This window comes from Tabrizicola sp. (genome assembly GCF_016792905.1).
Classification (GTDB): domain Bacteria; phylum Pseudomonadota; class Alphaproteobacteria; order Rhodobacterales; family Rhodobacteraceae; genus Tabrizicola.
This window is the reverse complement of sequence record NZ_JAEULP010000057.1, coordinates 39,633-61,235: the sequence shown is the minus strand read 5'-3', so window position 1 is coordinate 61,235 and position 21,603 is coordinate 39,633. Positions and strand designations below refer to the sequence as shown.

Genomic DNA, 21,603 nt, shown 5'->3' with positions numbered 1-21,603 from the left:
GCAACGCGAAACCGGTCCCCGCATCAACGACCGCATCCGCGCTCCGGAAATCCGCCTGATCGGTGCGGATGGCGAGAATGTCGGGGTCGTGACCCCTGCCCGCGCGATGCAGATGGCCGAGGAAGCCGGACTGGACCTGGTCGAAATCTCGCCGACCGCCGTTCCGCCGGTCTGCAAGATCATGGACTTCGGCAAATTCAAGTACGAGACGCAGAAGCGCGAGGCGGAAGCCCGCAAGAAGCAGAAGATCATCGAGATCAAGGAAATCAAGTTCCGTCCCGGCACTGACATCCATGACTATGACGTCAAGATGCGCTCGGTCGTGAAGTTCCTGGAAGAAGGCGACAAGGTGAAGGTCACCCTGCGCTTCCGGGGCCGCGAGATGGCGCACCAGGAGCTGGGGCTGGAGCTCTTGAAGCGGGTCGAGGCCGACGTTGCCGAAATCGGCAAGATCGAAAGCTTCCCCAGGCTGGAAGGCCGCCAGATGGTGATGATGGTCGCGCCGAAGTAAGGCAGGCCGTTTCATCCGGAACGAACGCGGGGGCAATTCGCCCCCGTTTTCATTCGTGCTTTGCTTCGCGCGGGCGTCCCCGCGTGGGGATTTCCTTCAAAAGTCCTCCAACCCCCATTCCGGCAATGTCGCCGGCGATGACGGGGATGCCGCAGATCAGCCGCTCCATCACCCAGTCGGCCCCGTTCAGCGCGGGGCTGCGGACGCAGCCGGGCAGGCCAATGACTGGGGTTTCGCCGAAGCTGCCGAGGAACAGGAGATTGCCGGGATCGACCGGCATACCGAAGCGGTCCACCCGGCCCCCTGCCCTGCGGACGGCGCCCGGAGCCACGTCTTCGGGGTCGGAGGTGGCGGAGGCTGTAAGGATCAGGATCAGGTCGGCGCCCCTGACCTTGCCCAGCATGGAAGCGAGGTCGGCTTCGCGGTGCGGGCTGTGCCGGTGTGAGATCAGCTCGGCGCCGAGGGTGGCGAGACGGTCGGTGATGGCCTTGGCCCCAAGCGGGCGGGCATTCGGATCAGTGTGGGTTTCCACCAGCGCGATGCGGGTCCGCCGGGGCGGATGCAGGTTGAGGGCGCGCGTTCCGGCGGCACAGGCGGCATCGACCGAGGCGCGCGCGACACCGTAGGCGATGACCTTGACGGTGGCGACCATCTCGCCCGCCTTCACGCGCTGCCAGCGCGGCACGGTGGCGAGGGTGATCATCGGATCGACGGCGTTCAGGGCATCGACCCGAGGGGCGAGGACTTCGACCACCCCCGCGCTACGGGCGTGGAGGTTGACCCGGCCCGTGCCGACCGGGCGCAGGTCGAGGCCGGAGGTTTCGGGGTCGGGGACCAGCGCGCGGGCGATGGCAAGGGCGGCGGCGTCTTCGTGCAGGTCATCCGGGTCAAGGCGGGCGGCGATGACTTCGCTGCGACCGATGGCGCGAAGCTGGGCAATTTCGGGCGGGCCAAGGATGCAGCCCTTGCGCAGGCGGCCTTCGGGCAGGGCAACGGAATGGGCTAGGATCGCGCCTTCGGCCTGATCAAGGAGGACAGGGCCGAAGCGCATTACTTGCGCAGGGTCTGGGTGATCTGGGCCATGACGCTGATGGCGATTTCCGCCGGGGTCTTGGCACCGATGTCGAGACCGACCGGGGCGTGGATCTTTGCGATCTGGTCTGGGGTGAAACCGTCTTGGGTCAGCCGGTCGACACGCTTGGCGTGAGTGCGGGTCGAGCCGAGGCAGCCGAGGTAGAAGGCGGGTGAGGTGAGGGCGAAGCGGATCGCGGGATCGTCGAGCTTCGGGTCGTGGGTCAGGGTCACGATGGCGGTGCGGGCGTCGGGTTTCAGGGCGGCCAGCGCCTCGTCGGGCCAGTCGTCCAGGATGGTCTCGCCGGGGAAGCGCGCCTCGGACCCGAAGGCGGCGCGGGGGTCGATCAGGGTGGGCGCATAGCCGCAGGTCCGGGCGATGGTCAGAAGCGGCTGGGCGATGTGCACCGCGCCGATGACGATCAGGCGCAAGGGCGGGTTGTGGATGGCGATGAAGCGACCGTCGTCCTCCATGCCGGAGCGGTCGGACTTGAAGCGGGCGTCGGTGGCGGGGTCTGCGCCGGGGAGGACGAGGGTTCGGGTCCAGGGGGCGGGGGTGGTGACGATGGCGGCAGCGCGGGGTTCGGCGCGGGCTTCGGTCAGTTGGGCGAGAAGCGTTTCGGGCAGGGCTTCGGCGCCCTCGCCCACCGGCTCGACGAGGACGCGGATGGTGCCGCCACAGGCGAGGCCTGCGGCAAAGGCGGTTTCGTCGCTGACGCCGAAGGTCAGGATGCGGGACTTGCGGTCTTGGAGGGCGTCGAGCGCCTCGGTGATCACCGCGCCCTCGACGCAGCCGCCGGAAACGGAGCCCGTCATCTCGCCCGTGCCCGAGACTGCGAGCTGGCTTCCGGCCTGGCGCGGTGCGGAACCCCAGGTCTCGATCACGGTGGCGAGGGCTGCGCCTTTGCCCTCACGGTGCCAGGCGAGGGCGGCTTCGGGGATCAGGTCGTGGGGAGCGCGGGTCATGGAGGGAGTATGCGTCCGGGCCGGGGTCATTGCCACAGAAATGAACGCGCCGCGGGGGGTGCCCGCGGCGCGACTTTGGTCTTGGGGCTGCGTCAGCCGCGGGTGGCGGTGCGCAGCAAGGGCGTGATCACCCGGACTTCGACCCGACGGTTGGCGGCTTCGCTTTCCTGGGTGTCGATCAGAAGCTCCGTCTCGCCATAGCCCTGGACGACCATGTTCTCCGGCGGGATGTCGAAGTATTCGGTCAGGGCGAGGGCCACCGATTCCGCGCGGCGGTCGGAGAGGGCGAGGTTCATCGCCGCCTTGCCGGTCGCGTCGGTGTGGCCTTCGATCAGGAAGACCTCGCGCGGGTTCTCGTCCAGAAGCTCCTGCATGACGCGGCCGAGGTCGGCGAGGTTGCGCGCTTCCTTGGCGGCGACGGCGGCAGAGCCGGAGGCGAAGGTCACGGGCTCGACGTCGATGGTGGCGGCAAGCGCGCGGACTTCCGGGATCTCGCGGATCTGGCGGAGCGAGAACTTGCGGCCGGCACGGTCGGCTTCCAGCGCGGCAAGCTCGCGTTTCAGCGCGGCGTCCTGGTCCTTGGAGGAGATGACGATGCGCTTCTTCGGCTTCGGCAGGTCGCGGATGTAGACCGGCTCTTCCGTCGCCAGGTCGTCGATCAGCACGATCTCGCGGCCAAGGTCGTCATAGGTCGCGCGGCGCAGCACGCGGCCGGTGGCATCGCGGATCGTGACCACCTGGGTGCCGTCCCCGCGCTGGACGATGGTGCGGGTGGAGCCATCCCTGAAGGTCTCGGTGCGCACGGTGGAACCCGGGCGGCGGATCACGGTGTCGTCGTCCTTGAGCACGCGGTAGGTACCGTCGGGTTGCAGGACGATCACGCGGTCGCCGGTGTTCGAGACCACGCGGCTGTCGCCCATCGTCGAGACGGTGGTGTCGGTGGCTGCCGCTTCGCGGTTGTTCTTGATGATCGCGCCGACGGCGAGGGCACCAAGGACCAGGAGGCCGGCCTTTTCAAGGTCGGACAGGCCGCTCTTCTTGCCCTTGGACACTTCGACCGGAGCCGCCGCAAATTCCTCGGCGGAGGTACGGGCGTTGTCGTCGGTGATCGTCTCGGTCACGTCGGCGACGAGCGAGGCGGGGTCGACTTCGGCAACAGCTTTGCCTTCGGTCGCCGGTGCGGCGAGCGTCTCGGCGGCGGCAAGCGCCGAGGGGTCGATGGCGGTCGGGTCGGCGGTAAGAAGCTGGGTCAGGCTTTCGACCTCGCCCTCGGTCACTTCCGGAGTATCGACCGGAACGACCTCGACCGCCGGATCGGGTTCGGCGACCTTCAGACCCGCCGCCGGGTCGACGATCTCGCCCCCGTCGGTGATCGCAAGCTCGGCTTCGGCAGCAGCCACGGCCGCGGCGGCAGCAGCCGGATCGACGGGTTCGCCGGTGGCCGAATCGATGATGGCGTCAGCCGGAGCCTCGCTTGCGGCTTCTTCGGCTGCGGGTTCCTCGACCACGGCTGGCTCTTCCGCTGCGGGTTCCTCGGCCACGGCCGGCTCTTCCGCCGGAGCTTCCACGACCGCAGGCTCTTCAGCGGGTGCGGCTTCTTCCGCGGCAGGTTCTTCAGCCGGGGTCGCCTCTTCCGCGGCAGGTTCCTCGGCGGGAGCAGCCTCCTCGACGGCGGGTTCCTCGGCCGGAGCGGCTTCATCGACCACCGGCTCTTCCGCGGGCGCCGCCTCTTCGACAACGGGTTCCTCGGCGGGAGCGACGTCCTCGGCAGGTGCAGCTTCCTCGGCAGGTGCTGCCTCTTCGGCCGGGGCAGCCTGTTCGGCTGCGGCGGCTTCGGCCGCAGCGGCTTCCTCGGCGGCTTTCGCTGCGGCCTCGGCATCGGCGGCGGCCTTGGCGGCGGCATCCGCAGCGGCCTGCTCTTCGGCGGCCTTGGCGGCGGCGGCGTCAGCTTCTGCCTGGGCCTGGGCATCGGCTTCGGCCTGGGCCTGCGCCGCAGCCTCCGCGGCAGCGGCATCGTCAGCGGCTTTCTGGGCAGCCGCATCGGCCTCGGCCTTGGCGGCAGCTTCGGCCTCGGCCTGGGCGGCAGCTTCTGCCTCGGCCTGCGCCTGGGCGGCAGCGGCGGCTTCGGCTTCGGCCTGGGCCTTGGCCTCGGCTTCCGCCTGGGCGGCGGCTTCGGCGGCAGCGGCATCTTCCGCGGCCTTGGCAGCGGCTGCCTCGGCTTCCGCAGCGGCGGCGGCCTGGGCTTCGGCTTCGGCCTGAGCAGCCGCTTCCTCGGCGGCGGCCTTGTCGGCGGCGAGCTTCGCGATGATCGCGTCAAGGTCGCAAGCCGCTTCGGCGGTGGGCACGCAAAGGACGGTGCCATCCTCCCCCGAGACCGAGCCGTCCTCGTTCAGGACCTGCGCGAAGACGGGCATGGTGCCCAGGGGGCTGATGGCCACCGAAAGGGCCGTGGTCGATACCAGAAGCTTTCTCATTCACCAGTCCTCATTCTGAAGGGCTTGCGGGACAACCGCGACGAGTCGTTTGGGTTCCCGTTTGCCCGGACAGGCATAACAAAGCGGGGATGCGGCTGATATGCGATATCACTGACTTGCCAAGACATATCCTTGCGCGGAGAGCCGCTTACGACCGGACAAGCGCAAGGAGGCGGTCGCGCTCGCCCCGGTCGCCCTTTTCCGAGATCGCCTGGCCCAGGGCTTCCAGCGAGGCGATGGAATGCCCGGCGCGGAAGCTGTCGACATGGGGCAGGATGGCGCGGATGCCCGCCGCCTTCGGGGCAAAGCCGGTCCAGCGGAGAAGCGGATTGAGCCAGATCAGGCGGCGGCAGGAGAGGTGGAGGCGTTCTGTTTCCTTCGCGAGAAGCGCCGTGTCGTCACGGTCGAGCCCGTCGGTGATAAGAAGGACGACCGCCCCCTGCCCCAGCACCCGCCGCGACCAGTCGCGGTTGAAGGCGTGGAGCGACTGGCCGATGCGGGTGCCGCCCGACCAGTCCTGCGCCTCGCTTCCGGCGGCCCTGAGGGCGGCATCGACGTCACGGGCGCGCAGGTGCCGGGTGATGTTGGTGAGGCGGGTGCCGAAGGTGAAGGCGTGGACCCTGGCCCAGCCCTGACCCTTCCGGTTGGCGACGGCATGGACGAAATGCAGGACCATGCGGGAATAGTCGGCCATCGACCCGGAGATATCGCAGAGGACGACGAGATTGGGCCAGCGGGTGACTGGGGCCTTGTGGGCGAGGTTCGCGATTTCGCCGCCCGTCCGCATCGCCTCGCGCAGGGTGCGGCGGGCGTCGATCCTGGCGGTGAGCGAGCTCGGGGCGCTGCGGCGGGTTTTCAGCGGTTGGACGGGAAGCGAGAGCTTTGCCAGCATCCGCCTGGCTTCGGCGATTTCCGCGGCGGACATCTGTTCGAAATCGAGCGTCTTGAGGCGTTCCTCGGCCGACATGGTCGCACTGGCGTCGATCTCGATCTGGTCGCCCTCTTGGTCGTCTTTCGGCCGGGGGGGAAGCTGGCCATCGAGGAGAGCCTCGGCTGCGCGTTTCTCGGCAGCTTGCGCCACGCGGTCCTCCTGCACGCCCTGGATCTGCGGCAGCATCAGCGACATCATGTGATCGAGATAGCGCGGATCGCGCCAGAACAGCCGGAAGACCTGGGCGAAAAGGGCGCGTTCCTCGGGGCGGGAGACGAAGATGGCCTGCAGGGTGAAGTAGAAATCCTCGCGCTGGTCGAAGCCCGCGGCAGCGACGGCTTTCACCGCGTCGAGGGTGCGGCCGGGGCCGATGGGGAGCCCGGCCTTGCGCAGCGCGCGGGCGAAATGGGCGATGTTGTGCGCAAGCTTGCCGTCTTCGGGGATGTCGAGGGGGGCATAGGTTGCCATCGTCGAAGCGAGGGGTTTCACACCCCTCGCGCTCCCCGTGGGATATTTGGACCAGTATGAATGGTCATGCGGGGGCCAGTTCGCGTTTGACTTCGTCGAGAAGGCGTTTGGCCTCGGAGCCTTGCAGTTTCTGGATGTCGTCCTGGTATTTCAGGATCGCGCCGAGCGTGTCGGAGATGACCTCGGGCGACAGCGCGATGACATCGAGGGCGAGCAGGCATTTGGCCCAGTCGATGGTTTCGGCGACGCCGGGGCGCTTGAACAGGTCCTCGCGGCGAAGCTTCTGGACGAAGGCGACCACTTCGCGGGAAAGGGTTTCGCGCGCCTCGGGGGCGCGGGAGTGGAGGATTTGCAGTTCCCGGTCGAAGCTGGGGTAGTCGACCCAGTGGTAGAGGCAGCGGCGTTTCAGGGCGTCGTGGACCTCGCGCGTGCGGTTCGAGGTCAGGATGACGATGGGAGGTTCGGGGGCGCGGATGGTGCCGAGTTCCGGGATGGTGACCTGGAAATCCGAGAGGGCTTCGAGGAGGAAGGCCTCGAAGGGTTCGTCGGTGCGGTCAAGCTCGTCGATGAGAAGGACGGGGGCGCCGCCCGGCTGCGGGCGCATGGCGGCGAGGAGCGGGCGTTCGATCAGGTAGTCTTCGGTGAAAAGCTCGCTCTGGAGCGTGCCGCGGTCTGCGGTCGCCTCGGCGGTGCGGATGGCGATCATCTGGGCGGCGAAATTCCATTCGGCGACGGCGGAAGCGGCGTCGAGGCCTTCGTAGCATTGCAGGCGGATCAGGCGGCGGTTGAGCGCGGTGGCGAGGGTCTTGGCGATCTCGGTCTTGCCGGTGCCGGCCTCGCCTTCGAGGAAGAGCGGACGGCCGAGTTTGAGGGAAAGGAAGACCACGGTCGCGAGCGCGCGGGAGGCGACGTAGCCCTGCGACGCGAGCAGGGTCTCGACGGCGTCGATGCTGGCGGGGAGTGCGGTCACGGGGCCTCCGGTCTTGGCGGCAGAGTGGCGGGCGGGGGGGCGGGGGTCAAGGCGGGATCGGCGGCCTCGGCCTGCAACCAAAGTCGCAGGGAGCGGAGGGGGGCGCGTTCCGGTTGGGCCTGCGGCCAGACGAGGTAGTAGGAGCCGAGGGCGGCGACGGGGGGGCCGAAGACCGGGACCAGGCGGCCTTCGGAGAGTTCGCGCTGGATCAGGAAGGTGGGGATCAGGGCGGCGCCCATGCCGTGGATCGCGCCCTGGGTGAGCGTGGCGAACTGGTCGAACATCATGCCGGGAGGGCGGAGGCCCGCGTGGCCATGGTGGGCAAGCCAGCGGCCCCAGTCGCCGGTGCGGGATTCGAGTTGCAGGAGGGGGTGGCGCAGGATGTCGGTGGCTTGCGTCAGCGCCGGGAAGCCGGGGGCGGCGACGGCGAGGACCTCTTCCTCCATGAGTTTCAGGTAGTGGACACCGGGCCAGTCCTGGCGGCCCCCATCAAGTCTGCCATAGTGGATGGCGGCGTCGAAGGCGGTGCCGGCGAAGTCGAAGGGTCTTAGCCTTGTGGAGAGGTTGACGGTGACTTCCGGGTGGTTTTGCGCGAAGCGGGCGAGGCGGGGGGCGAGCCAGTGCATGCCGAAGGCGGGCAGGATCGCGAGGTTGAGGGAGCCGCCGGTCGGGTTGGCGCGGAGGGTGATGGACGCGGAGGCGAGGAGGTTCAGCGCCTTGCGGACCTCGGCGACGTAGTCCTGGCCTGCGGGGGTCAGGTGCAGGCGCTGGCGTTCGCGGCGGATCAGGCGGATGCCGAGCTGCGCCTCCAGCCCCTGCAGGGCGCGGCTGATGGCACCTTGCGTCAGGTTCAGCTCTTCGGCGGCGGCAGAGGCCGTGCCGAGGCGGTCGACCGCCTCCAGCGCCATCAGGGCGGGGATCGGCGGCAGGTAGCGGCGGGGCAGCATTATGAGTTTCCCTCATGAACCCGTGCAGGGCTTTCGATAGCCTGCCCTGCCCTTTTCTGCAATGATCCCGCGCAAAGAAGGAGACATGTCATGACCGACAAGCCCAAGCTGAAAGCCAAGGATGCCCCCGATCTGGGCCGCTTCGACTGGGAAGACCCCTTCCGGCTGAACGACCAGCTGACCGAGGAAGAGCGGATGCTGCGCGACGGGGCGCGGGCCTATGCGCAGGAGAAGCTGCAAAGCCGGGTCATCGCCGCCTACCGGGAAGAGAAGACCGATCCGGCGATCTTCCGCGAGATGGGCGAGATGGGCCTTCTGGGCGTGACGATCCCGGAGGAATACGGCGGGCTCGGCGCCTCCTATGTGGCTTACGGACTGGTGGCGCGCGAGGTCGAGCGGGTCGATTCGGGCTACCGCAGCATGATGTCGGTACAGTCGTCGCTGGTGATGTACCCGATCTATGCCTATGGCACGGAAGGACAGCGCAGGAAATACCTGCCGAAGCTGGCGTCGGGCGAGTGGATCGGCTGCTTCGGGTTGACCGAACCGGATGCAGGCTCGGACCCGGCGGGGATGAAGACCACGGCGAAGAAGACCGCGAACGGCTATGTGCTGAACGGCGCCAAGATGTGGATTTCGAACGCGCCCATCGCCGATGTCTTCGTGGTCTGGGCCAAGTCCGAGGCGCATGGCGGCAAGATCAAGGGCTTTGTGCTGGACAAGGGCACCAAGGGCCTGTCGGCGCCGAAGGTGGGGGGCAAGCTTTCCCTGCGCGCCTCGATCACCGGCGAGATCGTGCTGAAGGACGTGGAAGTCGGCGAGGACGCGCTGCTGCCGCATGTCGAGGGGCTGAAGGGCCCGTTCGGCTGCCTGAACCGGGCACGCTATGGCATCGCCTGGGGCGTGATGGGCTCGGCCGAGTTCTGCATGGCGGCGGCGCGGCAGTACGGGCTGGATCGGAAGCAGTTCAACAAGCCCATCGCCGGGACGCAGATCTTCCAGCTGAAGCTGGCCAACATGCTGACCGAGATTTCGCTCGGGCTTCAGGCCTGCCTGCGGGTCGGGCGGCTGATGGACGAGGCCAATGCCGCGCCGGAGATGATTTCCCTCATCAAGCGCAACAACTGCGGCAAGGCGCTGGAAGCGGCCCGCTGGGCGCGCGACATGCATGGCGGCAACGGCATCCAGGAGGATTTCCAGATCATGCGCCACATGGTGAACCTGGAGACGGTGAACACCTACGAGGGCACGCATGACATCCATGCGCTAATCCTTGGGCGCGCGATCACCGGGTTGCAGGCGTTCTTCTGACGACAGGCTGGATTGCCCCTCCCAAGAGCCGCGGAGCCGACGATCGGCTTCGCGGTTTTTCGCTTCCCGACTCATTAGTTTAACGCTAAATATTGAGCAAACGGGGGGGGCCCATGGACGATCTGCAATTCGGCAAGCGCAACAAGCGGGGCGACCGGGCGCCGGACAAAAGGCTGGACATCGCGCCATTCTGGTCCCGGCAGCCCGATCCGGTTAAGATCCTGAAATGTGTACCGGGCTATTTCTGGCCCTGGAGCCTGTTCTTCTTCGCGACTGCACTTCTGTGGTGGCGCTTTGTCATTCCGGACACCGAAACCCTGAAGACTTTGTCCTGGGGCTGGGTGCTGCGGCTGTACCTGATCAATGCGGTGGCGATTGCGCTGTACTACGGGGCTTTCGAGCTGCGGCTTTACTGGCAGCGGGCGCAAGGCACCCGGTTCAAGTACAACGGCAAGTTTCCCGGCGACCAGAAATCGGACGTGTTCTGGTTCGGCAGCCAGAACATCGACAACGCGGTCCGCACGCTGAGCATCGGCGTCGGGTCCTGGACGGCAGTCGAGGTCGGGATGCTCTGGGCCTATGCCAACGGCTATGCGCCCTGGCTGGGGTTCGCCGAACATCCGGTGCTGGTGGGGCTGGTCTTCGTCTTCGTGCCGATGCTGCACGAGGCGCATTTCTACCTCATCCACCGCCTGATCCATATTCCGGTCCTCTACAAATGGATCCACTCGGTCCACCACAACTCGGTCAACCCCTCGCCCTGGTCGTCCCTGTCGATGCACCCCATCGAGGCGCTGGCCTATTTCGGCGTGATGCTCTGGCACCTGATCCTGCCGTCGAACCCTGTCCTTGCGCTGTACCAGCTGCATTTCGCGGGCTTCGGTGCGGCGGGCGGGCATATCGGGTTTGACAAGATCGAGCTGGGCGAAGGTGCCCTCGATACACCGGCCTACACGCATTACCTGCACCACAAGTATTTCGAGGTGAACTATGCCGATGGCGTGGTGCCCTTCGACTATCTGTTCGGGACCTGGCATGACGGCTCGCCCGAGGCGCAGGCGCGGATGGAGGCGCGGTTCGCGGCGAAGCGGGCGCGGGTCAACCGGAAGGCGGGGTGAGGCGCGTTTTCTGATTTGGCTGCGGCGCGGGTCGTGCTAACCCCTTGACCGGCGCGCCTCTTGGCGGGCGGCGGAGCCTCCGGCGGGGATATTTTGGCCAGTATGAAAGCGCAAGTGCGGTGAAGATCACGGCTGTCCTTTGTGTGCGCAACGAGGGCGCGTTCCTGCTGGAATGGCTGGCGCATCACCGGGCTGCCGGGATCACGGATTTCCTGGTCTTCTCCAACGACTGCGACGATGGCACCGATGCGATGCTCGGTCGGCTGGAAGCGATGGGCTGGCTGACGCATTTGCCCAATCCGGGGCCGCATCCCGAGGGGCCGCAATGGTCGGCGCTGAAGCAAGCGGACCGGCATCCGTTGGTGACGGGGGCCGACTGGCTTTTGCCGCTGGACATCGACGAGTTTGTCAACGTGCATGTCGGCAACCGAACCCTGCCCGCCCTGCTGGCCGCCCTTCCGGGCGCGACGGCGGTGACGCTGACCTGGCGGCTGTTCGGCAATGCCGGAGTGCTGGACTACCGCGATGTCCCCGTGACCGAGACCTTCACCCGGGCGGCCCCGAAAGTGCTGCATTGGCCGTGGCGCGCGGCGCTGTTCAAGACGCTGGTGAAGAATGACGGCAGCTTCCGCAAGCTTGGAGTGCATCGGCCGCGCGCTCAGGTGGCGGAGCAGCAGGCCGGCCAGCGCTGGTATGACGGGTCCGGGCGGATCCTGCCCGCCGCATTTCACCGGGGGCGGATCTTTTCCGACCTCGGGCGGGACAATCATGCGATGGTTCAGCTGAACCACTATGCTCTGGGAGCGGCGCAGAGCTTCCTTCTGAAGCGCGATCGCGGGCGCGCGGTGCATGAGGATACGGGGCTGGATGTCGGGTATTGGGTGGAGCGGAACTTCGACGCCGAGGAGGACCGCTCGATCCTGAAACTGGACAGTCGCGGTCTGCGCGCGACGCTGCAGGCCGACCCGGTGCTCGGGCCACTCCACCGCGCGGCGGTCGCGTGGCGCGAGGACCGCTTCAAGGCTCTGATGCGCGGCGACGCCTGGCGCAGTCTTTACGGCCAGTTGCTGATGGCGGGGCCGACGCGCGTGCTGGACCAGGCCCAGGCCGAGTCGATCTGGAAGCCGTTCGTCAGACGGACCTGACCTCATTGGCGAATACGGCAGGATTGCAACCTTTGGTTGACGCGATCCCGGAATGGTGCAGGATTGCGCGCCTGAAGCGTGTAGCCGACGCAAATGTTTCCACCGCAAGGTCTTGTAGAGGCCGCATTCTCTCGCCAGAGTCGCGGCATCGAGCCCCGCCATGCCCAAGACTGACACCCCTTCCGTGACAAATCCGATCCAGCCCCCTGACTGGCAGCGCCGCATGCTGCGGATCGCCGAAGGCGATGGCGACTTTCTGCCGCTCGGCGACAAGCACTACGCCTTCTTCGCGGAAGAGCGCCCGGTGCTGCTGGTCACCTTCGAGGACGCGGCCACCCTGCGCGAGCGCGACGACAAACTGCCGGAGCATTTCACCCTGGCGCAGAACCGGGGCTGGTCGCTCCTGACGATCCTGGCCGAGGGCGAGACCTGGTGGCGCGACCCGGCGGTGTTCCGCTATTTCGACCGGCTGGCCGACGACGGGTTCCTGGAGGATTTCGACCGGGTGGTGTTCTATGGCGCGGGGCCCGCGGGCTATGCGGCGGCGGCCTATTCGATCACCGCGCCCCAGGCGGAACTGGTGCTGGTCGCGCCCCGCGCCACGCTGGACCCCGCCCTTGCGGGCTGGGACGAACGGCACCGGATCGCCCGGCGGATCAACTTCCGCGGCCGTTACGGCTATGCCCCGGACATGACGGAAAGCGCTTCGAAGGTCTGGCTGATCCATGATCCGCTGCACCAGCCGGACGCGATGCATGCAGCCCTGTTCCAGCGACCCTGGGTGACGCCCTTGCACGCCCGCTATACCGGCGAGGGGACCGAGGACACCCTGCGCGAGATGAAGGTGCTGGACCGGATCCTTGAGGCGGCGATGGAGGGGAACCTGTCGGAAGAGCGGTTTTCCTGGCTCTGGCGCGGGCGGCGGTCGAACGGGAGCTATCTGGGTGCCGTGCTCGCGGCGGCGCGGCTTTCCGGGCATCCGAAGCGCGAAGTGAAGATCTGCCGGTCGGTCACGGCGCGGCTGAATGCGCCGCGCTTTGCCCGCAGGCTCGCGGAACTGACGGGCGAGACGGTCTAGAAGCTGCCGTAGTTGTCGACGAAACCGTTCAGTTGGCCGGTTCGGTCCTCGGTCAGCTGGCGCATGCAGCCGTAGACGAGGAGCGGCTCGGCGCTGCCGCCCTTCATCGCATAGCCTTCCACTTCGCAAGCCTTGTCGCGGAAGGTGATCCAGGCGCGCTGAACCTCTTTCAGCGCGGCCGCGCCCCCCTGTTCGCCCTTCGGCAGGTCGGCATCCCATTGTTTCAGGAGGGTCATCGCGCGTTTGTAGGCGGCATTCAGGCCCGCATCGGCGGCCTCCCAGTCGGCATAGGCGCACTGGTTCATATCCATCTGGGTGACGGCATTCTTACAGTCGACCTCCTGCGCGGCGGCGGGGAGGGTCAGGCAGGCGAGGACGAGTAGCGGGCGGAACATCGGGGTCTCCTTCAACTGCGGCGATCCTGTCGCAGGATGACATGCGATGCCACTGGAAACGGGGTCGGGTTTGCGTTACCTGCCGGGCCATGCATCAGGTCACCCTGCCCCGCCCCGACGACTGGCACCTGCACCTGCGCGATGGCGCGATGCTGAAGGCGGTGCTGCCGGAAACCGCCCGGCATTTCGCGCGCGCGATCATCATGCCGAACCTGGTGCCGCCGGTGGTAACGCTGGCCGATGCGGCGGCCTATCGCGAGCGGATCCTGGCCGCCCTGCCCGAGGGAATGGCCTTCGAGCCCTTGATGACGCTGTATCTGACCGAGGGCACCGATCCTGCGGATGTAGAGCGTGCAGCGGCCTCGGGACTGGTGAAGGCGGTGAAGCTGTATCCCGCGGGGGCGACGACCAATTCCGCCTCGGGGGTGCGCGATCTGGACAGGGTCATGCCCGTGCTGGAGACCATGGCGCGGATCGGTCTGCCCCTGTGCACGCATGGCGAGGTGACGGCGGCGGAGGTCGACATCTTCGATCGGGAGGCTGTGTTCATCGACACGGTCCTCGACCCCTTGCGCCGCCGTTTGCCGGACCTGCGGGTGGTGATGGAACACATCACCACCGAAGAAGGCGTGGCCTATGCCGCCGAGGGCGGCGACAGGTTGGCCGCCACGATCACCACGCATCACCTGATCATCAACCGCAACCACATCCTCGCGGGCGGGATCAAGCCGCATTACTACTGCCTGCCGGTCGCCAAGCGCGAGAAACACCGGCTGGCGCTGCGGAAGGCCGCAACCTCCGGTTCGCCCCGCTATTTCCTTGGCACCGATTCTGCGCCGCATGTGGATGCTTTGAAGGAACATGCCTGCGGCTGCGCAGGCTGCTTCACGGCAACGAATACCCTGAGCCTTCTGGCCCATGTGTTCGAGCAAGAGGGTGCACTGGACAAGCTGGAAGGCTTCGCCTCGCGCCATGGCCCGGCCTTCTATCGCCTGCCGGTGAATGCGCCTACGATCACGCTGGAGAAGCGGGCCGAGGCCTGCACCTGGCCCGGCAAGATCATCTCGGAGGCCGGCCCCGTTACTGTTTTCGACCCCGGTTTTCCCGTGCATTGGCACGTTGTCCCCTGACCAGGTCCAGGAAAAATCCAGAGCATTCCTAGACGTTTGAAAGGCCCCGCGCATGATCCCCTCCGCCTTCCCGCCCAAGGACGAAATCGCCCGGCTGACGGCCCGCGCGCTGCTGGAAATCAAGGCGGTGCATTTCAACGCCGAGACGCCCTTCACCCTGGCCTCGGGCCTGCCCTCGCCCACCTACATCGACTGCCGCAAGCTGATCAGCTATCCGCGCATCCGGTCCACGCTGATGGACTTCCTCGCCGTCACCGTGATGCGCGAGGCGGGGTTCGAGGCCTTCGACAACATCGCGGGCGGCGAGACGGCGGGCATTCCCTTTGCCGCGCTGGTGGCCGAGCGTCTGGCCTTGCCGATGACCTATGTCCGGAAGAAGCCCAAGGGCTATGGCCGCAACGCCCGGATCGAGGGCGCGATGAGCGAGGGGCAGCGGGTCCTGCTGGTCGAGGATCTGACGACCGACGGAGGCTCGAAGCTGAGCTTCGTCGATGCGATCCGCGAGACTGGGGCCAGTTGCGGGCATACGGCGGTGATCTTCTACTACGGCATCTTCCCGGATACCGAGGCCAAGCTTGGCGCGCATGGGGTGAAGCTGCATCACCTGTGCACCTGGTGGGACGTTCTGGCCGAGGCGCGGACGCAAGGGTCGTTCGACGCAGGCACGCTGGCCGAGGTGGAAAGCTTCCTGAAGGCGCCGCGCGCCTGGCAGGACGCGCGGAAACCTGCCTGACGCTGCGGCAAGCACCGGATTTCGGTGGGCATGTCTGTGGGTTCCCTTGGGGACAACTGACAAGGAATCGTTACATCGCACGCGAGCGGTCAAGATGTGGTAGGATCGACGCTCAAGCGCGCAACCAGCGCGACTCGGCCCCCCTTGTCCACAGGGTTTTCCCCGGATTGCCGGAGCCCGACGGATCAGGCAGAGAAGGCACCGGCAGGAGGCAGACATGACCGAGATCACCGCGCTACGCCCCATGATTCCGGCGCAGGCCACCCCTGAGTCCGAGGTGTTACCGCATAATATCGAGGCCGAACAACAGCTTCTGGGCGCGATCCTGACCAACAACGACATCTTCGACCGGGTGTCGTCGCTGGTGAAGGCCGAGCATTTCTTCGACCCGGTGCATCAGCGCATCTTCGAGGTGTCGGCGGCCCGCATCCAGAAGAACGCGCTCGCCTCGCCCGTCACGCTGAAGGCCTTCCTGGAGGACGATCAGGGACTGAAGGACCTGGGCGGCCCGGCCTATCTGGTGCGGCTGGCCGGGGCGGCGATCTCGGCTTATGCGGCGCGGGACTATGCGCAGATGGTCTATGACCTGGCGGTGCGGCGCGAACTGATCCAGCTTGGCCGCGACATCGCGGCGCAGGCGGCCAAGGTCGAGGTGGCCTCGGAACCCAAGGACCAGATCATCGAGGCCGAGCAGCGGCTCTACAAGCTCGGCGAACAGGGCGTCGCCGAGCGCGGTTTCCAGAGCTTTCTCAAGGCGGTAACGGACGCAGTGAATGTGGCGAATGCCGCCTATCAGCGTGACGGCGGACTGGCGGGGATTTCGACCGGCCTTCTCGACATGGACAAGAAGCTTGGCGGGTTGCACCCTTCGGACCTGCTGATCCTGGCCGGGCGGCCCTCGATGGGCAAGACCTCGCTCGCGACGAACATCGCCTTCAACATCGCCAAGACGCACAAGCGGGGCCGGTTGCCGGACGGGATGGAGGGCTCGGTCGAGGGGGGCGTGGTCGGGTTCTTCTCGCTGGAAATGTCAGCGGAGCAGTTGGCCGCCCGTATCCTGTCGGAAGCGGCCGAAGTGCCGTCGGAACAGATCCGCCGCGGTGACATGACGGAGCACGAGTTCCGCCGCTTCGTCGAGGCGGCGAAGGCGCTGGAGGCCTGTCCCCTCTACATCGACGACACCCCTGCCCTGCCGATTTCGCAGGTCGCGGCGCGGGCGCGGCGGCTGAAGCGGACGCATGGGCTGGATGTGCTGATCATCGACTACCTGCAACTCCTCAAGGGCTCGTCGAAAGACAACCGGGTGCAGGAAGTCAGCGAGATCACACAAGGCCTGAAGGCGATTGCCAAGGAGCTCAACATCCCGGTGATCGCGCTGTCGCAGCTCTCCCGCGCGGTGGAAAGCCGCGACGACAAGCGGCCGCAGCTTTCCGACCTGCGGGAATCGGGGTCGATCGAGCAGGACGCCGACGTCGTCATGTTCGTCTTCCGCGAGGAATATTACCGCGAGCGCGAGAAGCCGGGCGATCACGAACTGGAAAAGATGGCGCAGTGGCAGGCGCTGATGGAATCGGTGCATGGCAAGGCCGAGGTGATCATCGGCAAGCAGCGCCACGGGCCCATCGGCACGGTGGAACTGTCCTTCGAGGGCCGCTTCACCCGCTTCGGCAACCTCGCGCGGCCCTGGCAGGGGTCGGGCGGGCCGGATGTCGGGTTCTAGGCGGGGGTTCTAGGCTTTCGCGCGGATCGGGTCGGCCAAGAGGCGCAACCCGTTCAGGACGACCAGAAGCGTGCCGCCTTCGTGACCCAGCACCGCAAGGGGCAAGGGCAGCTCGAAGAAGAGGCTGCCCGTGACCAGAATGACCATCGCCCCGATGGAGATCGCCAGGTTCTGCCGGATCACCCTGGCTGCCCGGGCGGCCAGGCGGCGCGCGGCGGCGAGTTTGCGCAGGTCCTCGGCCATCAGCGCCACGTCGGCAGCCTGAAGCGCGACCTCGCTGCCCGCGACCCCCATCGCCACGCCGACATCGGCCCGGGCCAGGGCGGCGGCGTCGTTCACCCCGTCGCCGATAAAGGCGACCTTGCCCTTGGCGGTGGCGGCGTCGACCAGTTTCACCTTGTCGCCGGGAAGCAACCCTGCGTGGATTTCCCCGGGCTGAAGGCCCAGCCTCTCGCCGATCCGGGCGGCGACGGGGGCGCGGTCGCCGGTCATCATCAGGATGTCGGTCCGCCCCCCGGCCTTCAGCGCGGCAAGCGCCTCGGCGGCGGTCGCGCGGGCTTCGTCGGCGACGGTGATCCCGCCCAGCACCCGCGGGCCGCGACCGACGAGAACCAGCGTCTCGGACCCGTCTGCCAGCGGTGTCAGCGCATCCGGCAGGGTGCCCCCCATTGCCGCCAGCATCCGGGCATTGCCCGCCCAGACCGGCCCTGCCGCGTCCCGTCCGGTGATCCCCTCGCTCGGGTGGGCGCGGGTGTCCCGGACCGGGAGCGGGGGGATGCCACGCTCCGCCGCCTCGCGCCGGATGGCGGCGGCGATCGGGTGCTCGGACTGGGCCTCAAGCCCGGCGGCAACGGCCAGGAACTGCGCCTCGTCCTCCTCCAGGGCAATGATGTTGGTGACGGAGGCCAGCCCCGTGGTCAGCGTGCCGGTCTTGTCAAAGGCGAAGGTCCTGACTTCCGCCAGCCCCTCCAGCGCGGCGCCCCCCTTGAAGAGGACGCCGCCCCGCGCCGCCGCCGACAGCGCCGAGAGGATCGCCGCCGGAACCGAGATCACCACGGCGCAGGGGCTGGCCGCGACCAGAAGGGTGGCGGCGCGGTAGAGGGCCTCGCCGGGGGCATGGCCGATGAGGCGGAAGACGAAGAATGACAGGACCGAGCCGACGAAGACGGCGATGGTGTAGCGCTGGCCGAACCAGTCGGAGAAGCGCTCGGAGGGGGCTTTCTGCGCCTGCGCTTCGGTGACGAGCTTGATCATCTGCGCGACGGTGCTGGTCGCAAGCCCGCGCACCACCTCGACCGTCAGGATGCCATCAAGGTTCACCGTCGCCTCATGCACCGGATCGCCCGTGGCCTTTCGAACGGGCGCCGATTCGCCGGTGACCGTGCTTTCGTCCAGATGCCCCGAGCCGACCGCGATGCGGCCGTCGACCGGCACCCGCGCGCCGGGGCGCAGGATCACCCGGTCGCCGGGGACCAGATCGGCGACCGGCACCTCGACCACCCCGTCCGGGCCATCCAGAAGCGCCGTCTCCGGGCGAAGCTGCATCAGCGCCTCGACCGCGCGGCGGGCCTTGCCCATCGAGCGGTGTTCCAGCGTGTGCGAGAGCGAGAAGAGCGCGAGCAGCACCGCGCCTTCCAGCGCTGCGCCGACCGCTGCCGCCGCTGCCGCCGCGACCACCATGAGAAGGTCGATGTCGAGTCGCCGATCGTGCCAAAGTTCATGCAGCGCGGTGCGCAGGGGCGGCAGGCCGCCGGTCAGGTAGGAAACCCCGAGCGCAGCCCAGACCAGACCCGTCGGCAAGGGCTGGACGAAGGGGTGAAGCGATGCAAGGCCCAGCCCCATCCAGCACAGGAGGGTCAGGTAAAGATCGGCGTCCTCGTCTTCGGGGTGATCGTGGGCATGGGTGCTCATGGACGGACTCCTGTCGCCCCACCGTCGCCCAGGGGGCCGGAAAGGGCAAGGCACGGCCAAGCGCTGGCGCCTGCGCCGGTTTCCGCTTGACCCGCGCGCCGCCCCGGTGAAAACAGCCGCATGGCTACCGCAACCCTGACCATCGACCTCGACGCCATTGCGGCAAACTGGCGCGCGCTGGACCGGATGACCGGCGCGGGCGTGCAAACCGCCGCCGTGGTCAAGGCCGATGCCTATGGGCTGGGCGTGACCCGGGTGGCGCGTGCCCTGGCGGGTGCCGGGGCGCGACGGTTCTTCGTCGCCGCTGCCGAGGAAGGCGCGGCGGTCCGGCAAGCGCTGGGTCCGGGGCCGCAGATCGCGGTCCTCTCCGGGCACATGTCGGGCGATACCGAGATGATCCACGATCTCGACCTGACGCCGATGCTGAACAGCCTGGACCAGATCACCCGGCACCTGGAATCGCTGCCCGGCCATCCGTTCGGCGTGCAGCTTGACACCGGCATGAACCGGCTGGGCGTCGAGATGCTGGAATGGCAGGCGGTCGCGCCGATCCTGGTCGAGGCCGGGCCGGAACTCCTCATGAGCCACCTCGCCTGCGCCGACGAGCCGGATCATCCGCTGAACGAGGCGCAGCTTCGGGCGTTCCACGAGATGACCGACGGCACCGGCCTGCCGCGCAGCCTGGCCGCGACCGGGGGCATCCTTCTCGGGTCCCGCTACCACTTCGACCTGACGCGGCCCGGCGTCGGCCTGTACGGCGGGCGCCCCTATGACGCGGCGATCCCGGTGGTCACGCTGAGCCTGCCGGTGATCCAGACCCGCGAGGTCGAGCCGGGCGAGTCGGTGGGCTATGGCTGCGCCTGGGTGGCGGAGCGGCCGAGCGTCATCGCCACGGTCGCGGCGGGCTATGCCGATGGCCTGCCCCGCACCCTGTCGGGCAAGGCACGGCTCTGGGATGGCGACATTCCCTGCCCTCTGGTCGGCCGCGTCTCGATGGACATGATCACCGTCGACATCACCGACCTGCCCGAGACCCCGCGTGAACTGGACATCATCGGCCCGAACCAGGGTGTCGACGCGCTGGCCGATGTGGCCGGGACCATCGGCTATGAGCTGCTGACCGCCCTCGGCGCGCGCTACACCCGGCGCTATCAGGAACGGCCCGCATGATTTCCACGACGCTCGGGTCGCTTGGCCGCCCGGTTCTTCAGGCGATTGCTGCGGTGGGTCGGGTGGCCCTGTTTGCCGCGCAGGTCCTCGGGCACCTCCTGCGCCCGCCGTTCTACCTGCGCGAACTGGGCGTATCGCTGTTGCAGATCGGCTGGTTCTCCCTGCCCGTCGTCGGCCTGACCGCGATCTTCACCGGCGGCGCCCTGGCCTTGCAGATCTATGCGGGCGGCTCGCGGTTCAACGCGGAATCGGTGGTGCCCTCCATCGTCGCCATCGGCATGACGCGCGAACTGGGGCCGGTGCTGGGGGGCCTGATGGTCGCGGCGCGCGTGGCGTCGTCCATCGCCGCCGAGATCGGCACGATGAAGGTGACGGAGCAGATCGACGCGCTTGTAACCTTGTCCACCAACCCACTGAAATACCTCGCCGTTCCGCGCGTCGTGGCCGCGACGCTGGCGATGCCGGTGCTGGTCGCGACGGGCGATGCCATCGGGATCATGGGCGGCTGGCTGGTGGGTACGACGCGGCTCGACTTCAATTCCGCCGCCTACCTGAAGAACACGGTCGATTTCCTGCAAGGCTGGGACGTGGGCTCGGGGCTGGTGAAAGGCGCGGTCTTCGGCTTCATCGTGGCACTGATGGGCTGCTATCACGGGATGAACTCCGCCCGTGGCGCGCAGGGCGTGGGCGCGGCGACGAAATCGGCGGTGGTTTCGGCCTCGGTGCTGATCCTTGCCGCGAACTACGTCCTGACCGAAGTGTTCTTCTCGTCATGATTGAGCTTACCGATGTCCAGAAGCGGTTCGGTGGGAACCGGGTGTTGCAGGGGGTGAACCTGTCGATTGCCTCGGGCACCTCGATGGTGATCATCGGCGGATCGGGCACGGGCAAGTCGGTGCTGTTGAAGTGCATCCTTGGGCTGGTGCGCCCTGACAGCGGCACCATCACGCTGGACGGGCAGGACGTGACGTCAGGCGACCGCGATGCGTTTCTGGCGCGGTTCGGGATGCTGTTCCAGGGCGGCGCGCTGTTCGACAGCCTGCGGGTGTGGGAGAACGTGGCCTTCCGGCTGGTGCGGGGCGCCAAGGCCCTGCCCAAGGCGCAGGCGCGCGAGGTGGCGGTGGAGAAGCTGCGCCGCGTCGGCCTGAAGCCGGAGGTTGCCGACCTTTTCCCTGCCGAGCTGTCTGGGGGCATGCAGAAGCGGGTCGGCCTCGCCCGCGCCATCGCGGCGGAACCGGAGATCATCTTCTTCGACGAGCCGACGACCGGGCTGGACCCGATCATGGCGGGCGTCATCAACGACCTGATCCGCGAGATCGTGGTGGAGATGGGGGCGACGGCGATGACCATCACGCACGACATGTCCTCGGTCCGCGCGATTGCCGACAACGTGGCGATGCTGCATGGGGGCGTGATCCGCTGGACCGGGCCGGTGGGCGAAATGGACGCGACGCCAGATGCTTATGTGCAGCAGTTCATCCACGGGCGGGCGGACGGGCCGATCGAGAGTGTGAGATGAGCTTTATGCAGCCTTTCACATTTGTCCAATTATCC

The 21,603-nt window shown here is 67.6% G+C and carries 19 protein-coding genes; 11 read left to right on the top strand and 8 right to left on the bottom strand.

Annotation, left to right across the window (positions count from 1 at the left end):
• Positions 1-511 (top strand): translation initiation factor IF-3 (gene infC / locus JNL31_RS12255; protein ID WP_294973606.1); only part of this gene is annotated, 511 nt, incomplete at its 5' end.
• Between the two features lie 49 nt (positions 512-560).
• On the opposite strand, the gene JNL31_RS12250 is transcribed toward infC, so the two are convergent.
• From JNL31_RS12250 to JNL31_RS12225, 6 genes are all read right to left on the bottom strand, one after another.
• Positions 561-1,562 (bottom strand): molybdopterin-binding protein, encoded by a 1,002-nt coding sequence (locus JNL31_RS12250; protein WP_294973605.1) that lies wholly within the window; start codon positions 1,560-1,562, stop codon positions 561-563.
• Positions 1,562-2,548, bottom strand: coding sequence for an XdhC family protein (locus JNL31_RS12245; protein WP_294973604.1), 987 nt, complete (start codon positions 2,546-2,548; stop codon positions 1,562-1,564). Before JNL31_RS12245 ends, JNL31_RS12250 begins: the two co-directional genes overlap by 1 nt.
• Before the next feature lie 92 nt (positions 2,549-2,640).
• Positions 2,641-5,022 (bottom strand): OmpA family protein, encoded by a 2,382-nt coding sequence (locus JNL31_RS12240; protein WP_294973603.1) that lies wholly within the window; start codon positions 5,020-5,022, stop codon positions 2,641-2,643.
• A gap of 148 nt (positions 5,023-5,170) precedes the next feature.
• Positions 5,171-6,421, bottom strand: coding sequence for a VWA domain-containing protein (locus JNL31_RS12235; RefSeq protein WP_294973612.1), 1,251 nt, complete (start codon positions 6,419-6,421; stop codon positions 5,171-5,173).
• A gap of 64 nt (positions 6,422-6,485) precedes the next feature.
• Entirely contained in the window at positions 6,486-7,391 is a 906-nt protein-coding gene (locus JNL31_RS12230) for a MoxR family ATPase (protein ID WP_294973601.1), read from the bottom strand.
• Positions 7,388-8,338, bottom strand: coding sequence for a LysR substrate-binding domain-containing protein (locus tag JNL31_RS12225; RefSeq protein WP_366928942.1), 951 nt, complete (start codon positions 8,336-8,338; stop codon positions 7,388-7,390). The genes JNL31_RS12230 and JNL31_RS12225 overlap by 4 nt, the downstream gene beginning before the upstream one ends.
• A gap of 90 nt (positions 8,339-8,428) precedes the next feature.
• On the opposite strand from JNL31_RS12225, the gene JNL31_RS12220 reads away from it, so the two are divergent.
• From JNL31_RS12220 to JNL31_RS12205, 4 genes are all read left to right on the top strand, one after another.
• On the top strand, positions 8,429-9,649 hold the full coding sequence (locus tag JNL31_RS12220) for an acyl-CoA dehydrogenase (protein ID WP_294973599.1): 1,221 nt from the start codon (positions 8,429-8,431) through the stop codon (positions 9,647-9,649).
• A 113-nt stretch (positions 9,650-9,762) separates the two neighbouring features.
• The gene (locus JNL31_RS12215; RefSeq protein ID WP_294973597.1) at positions 9,763-10,767 is read left to right on the top strand and encodes a sterol desaturase family protein; all 1,005 of its coding nucleotides are present in this window, start codon (positions 9,763-9,765) and stop codon (positions 10,765-10,767) included.
• 119 nt (positions 10,768-10,886) lie between these two features.
• Positions 10,887-11,912, top strand: a complete 1,026-nt coding sequence (locus JNL31_RS12210) for a glycosyltransferase family 2 protein (protein WP_294973596.1) — start codon at positions 10,887-10,889, stop codon at positions 11,910-11,912.
• A 184-nt stretch (positions 11,913-12,096) separates the two neighbouring features.
• The gene (locus JNL31_RS12205; RefSeq protein ID WP_294973594.1) at positions 12,097-12,990 is read left to right on the top strand and encodes a phosphoadenosine phosphosulfate reductase; all 894 of its coding nucleotides are present in this window, start codon (positions 12,097-12,099) and stop codon (positions 12,988-12,990) included.
• On the opposite strand, the gene JNL31_RS12200 is transcribed toward JNL31_RS12205, so the two are convergent.
• Positions 12,987-13,385, bottom strand: a complete 399-nt coding sequence (locus JNL31_RS12200; protein WP_294973592.1) for a lysozyme inhibitor LprI family protein — start codon at positions 13,383-13,385, stop codon at positions 12,987-12,989. The genes JNL31_RS12205 and JNL31_RS12200 overlap by 4 nt on opposite strands.
• Positions 13,386-13,474: 89 nt before the next feature.
• On the opposite strand from JNL31_RS12200, the gene pyrC reads away from it, so the two are divergent.
• The 3 genes from pyrC to JNL31_RS12185 all read left to right on the top strand — a co-directional run bounded on the left by pyrC (position 13,475) and on the right by JNL31_RS12185 (position 16,968).
• On the top strand, positions 13,475-14,515 hold the full coding sequence (gene pyrC, locus JNL31_RS12195) for a dihydroorotase (protein ID WP_294973590.1): 1,041 nt from the start codon (positions 13,475-13,477) through the stop codon (positions 14,513-14,515).
• A 52-nt stretch (positions 14,516-14,567) separates the two neighbouring features.
• Positions 14,568-15,248: an orotate phosphoribosyltransferase gene (locus JNL31_RS12190; RefSeq protein WP_294973589.1), complete on the top strand. Its 681-nt coding sequence runs from the start codon at positions 14,568-14,570 to the stop codon at positions 15,246-15,248.
• 217 nt (positions 15,249-15,465) lie between these two features.
• Entirely contained in the window at positions 15,466-16,968 is a 1,503-nt protein-coding gene (locus JNL31_RS12185; protein WP_294973587.1) for a replicative DNA helicase, read from the top strand.
• A 9-nt stretch (positions 16,969-16,977) separates the two neighbouring features.
• Here JNL31_RS12185 and JNL31_RS12180 read toward each other — a convergent pair whose 3' ends face one another.
• Positions 16,978-18,879 carry a cation-translocating P-type ATPase gene (locus JNL31_RS12180; RefSeq protein ID WP_294973584.1) on the bottom strand — a complete coding sequence of 634 codons (1,902 nt, stop codon included), beginning with the start codon at positions 18,877-18,879 and terminating at the stop codon, positions 16,978-16,980.
• 120 nt (positions 18,880-18,999) lie between these two features.
• On the opposite strand from JNL31_RS12180, the gene alr reads away from it, so the two are divergent.
• The 3 genes from alr to JNL31_RS12165 are packed head-to-tail and all read left to right on the top strand — an operon-like array spanning position 19,000 to position 21,568.
• A complete protein-coding gene (gene alr, locus JNL31_RS12175) occupies positions 19,000-20,049 on the top strand; it encodes an alanine racemase (RefSeq protein ID WP_294973582.1) in 1,050 nt (349 codons plus the stop codon).
• Entirely contained in the window at positions 20,046-20,825 is a 780-nt protein-coding gene (locus JNL31_RS12170; protein WP_294973580.1) for an ABC transporter permease, read from the top strand. Before alr ends, JNL31_RS12170 begins: the two co-directional genes overlap by 4 nt.
• Positions 20,822-21,568, top strand: a complete 747-nt coding sequence (locus JNL31_RS12165; RefSeq protein ID WP_294973578.1) for an ATP-binding cassette domain-containing protein — start codon at positions 20,822-20,824, stop codon at positions 21,566-21,568. Before JNL31_RS12170 ends, JNL31_RS12165 begins: the two co-directional genes overlap by 4 nt.
• The last annotated feature ends 35 nt before the right edge of the window (positions 21,569-21,603 follow it).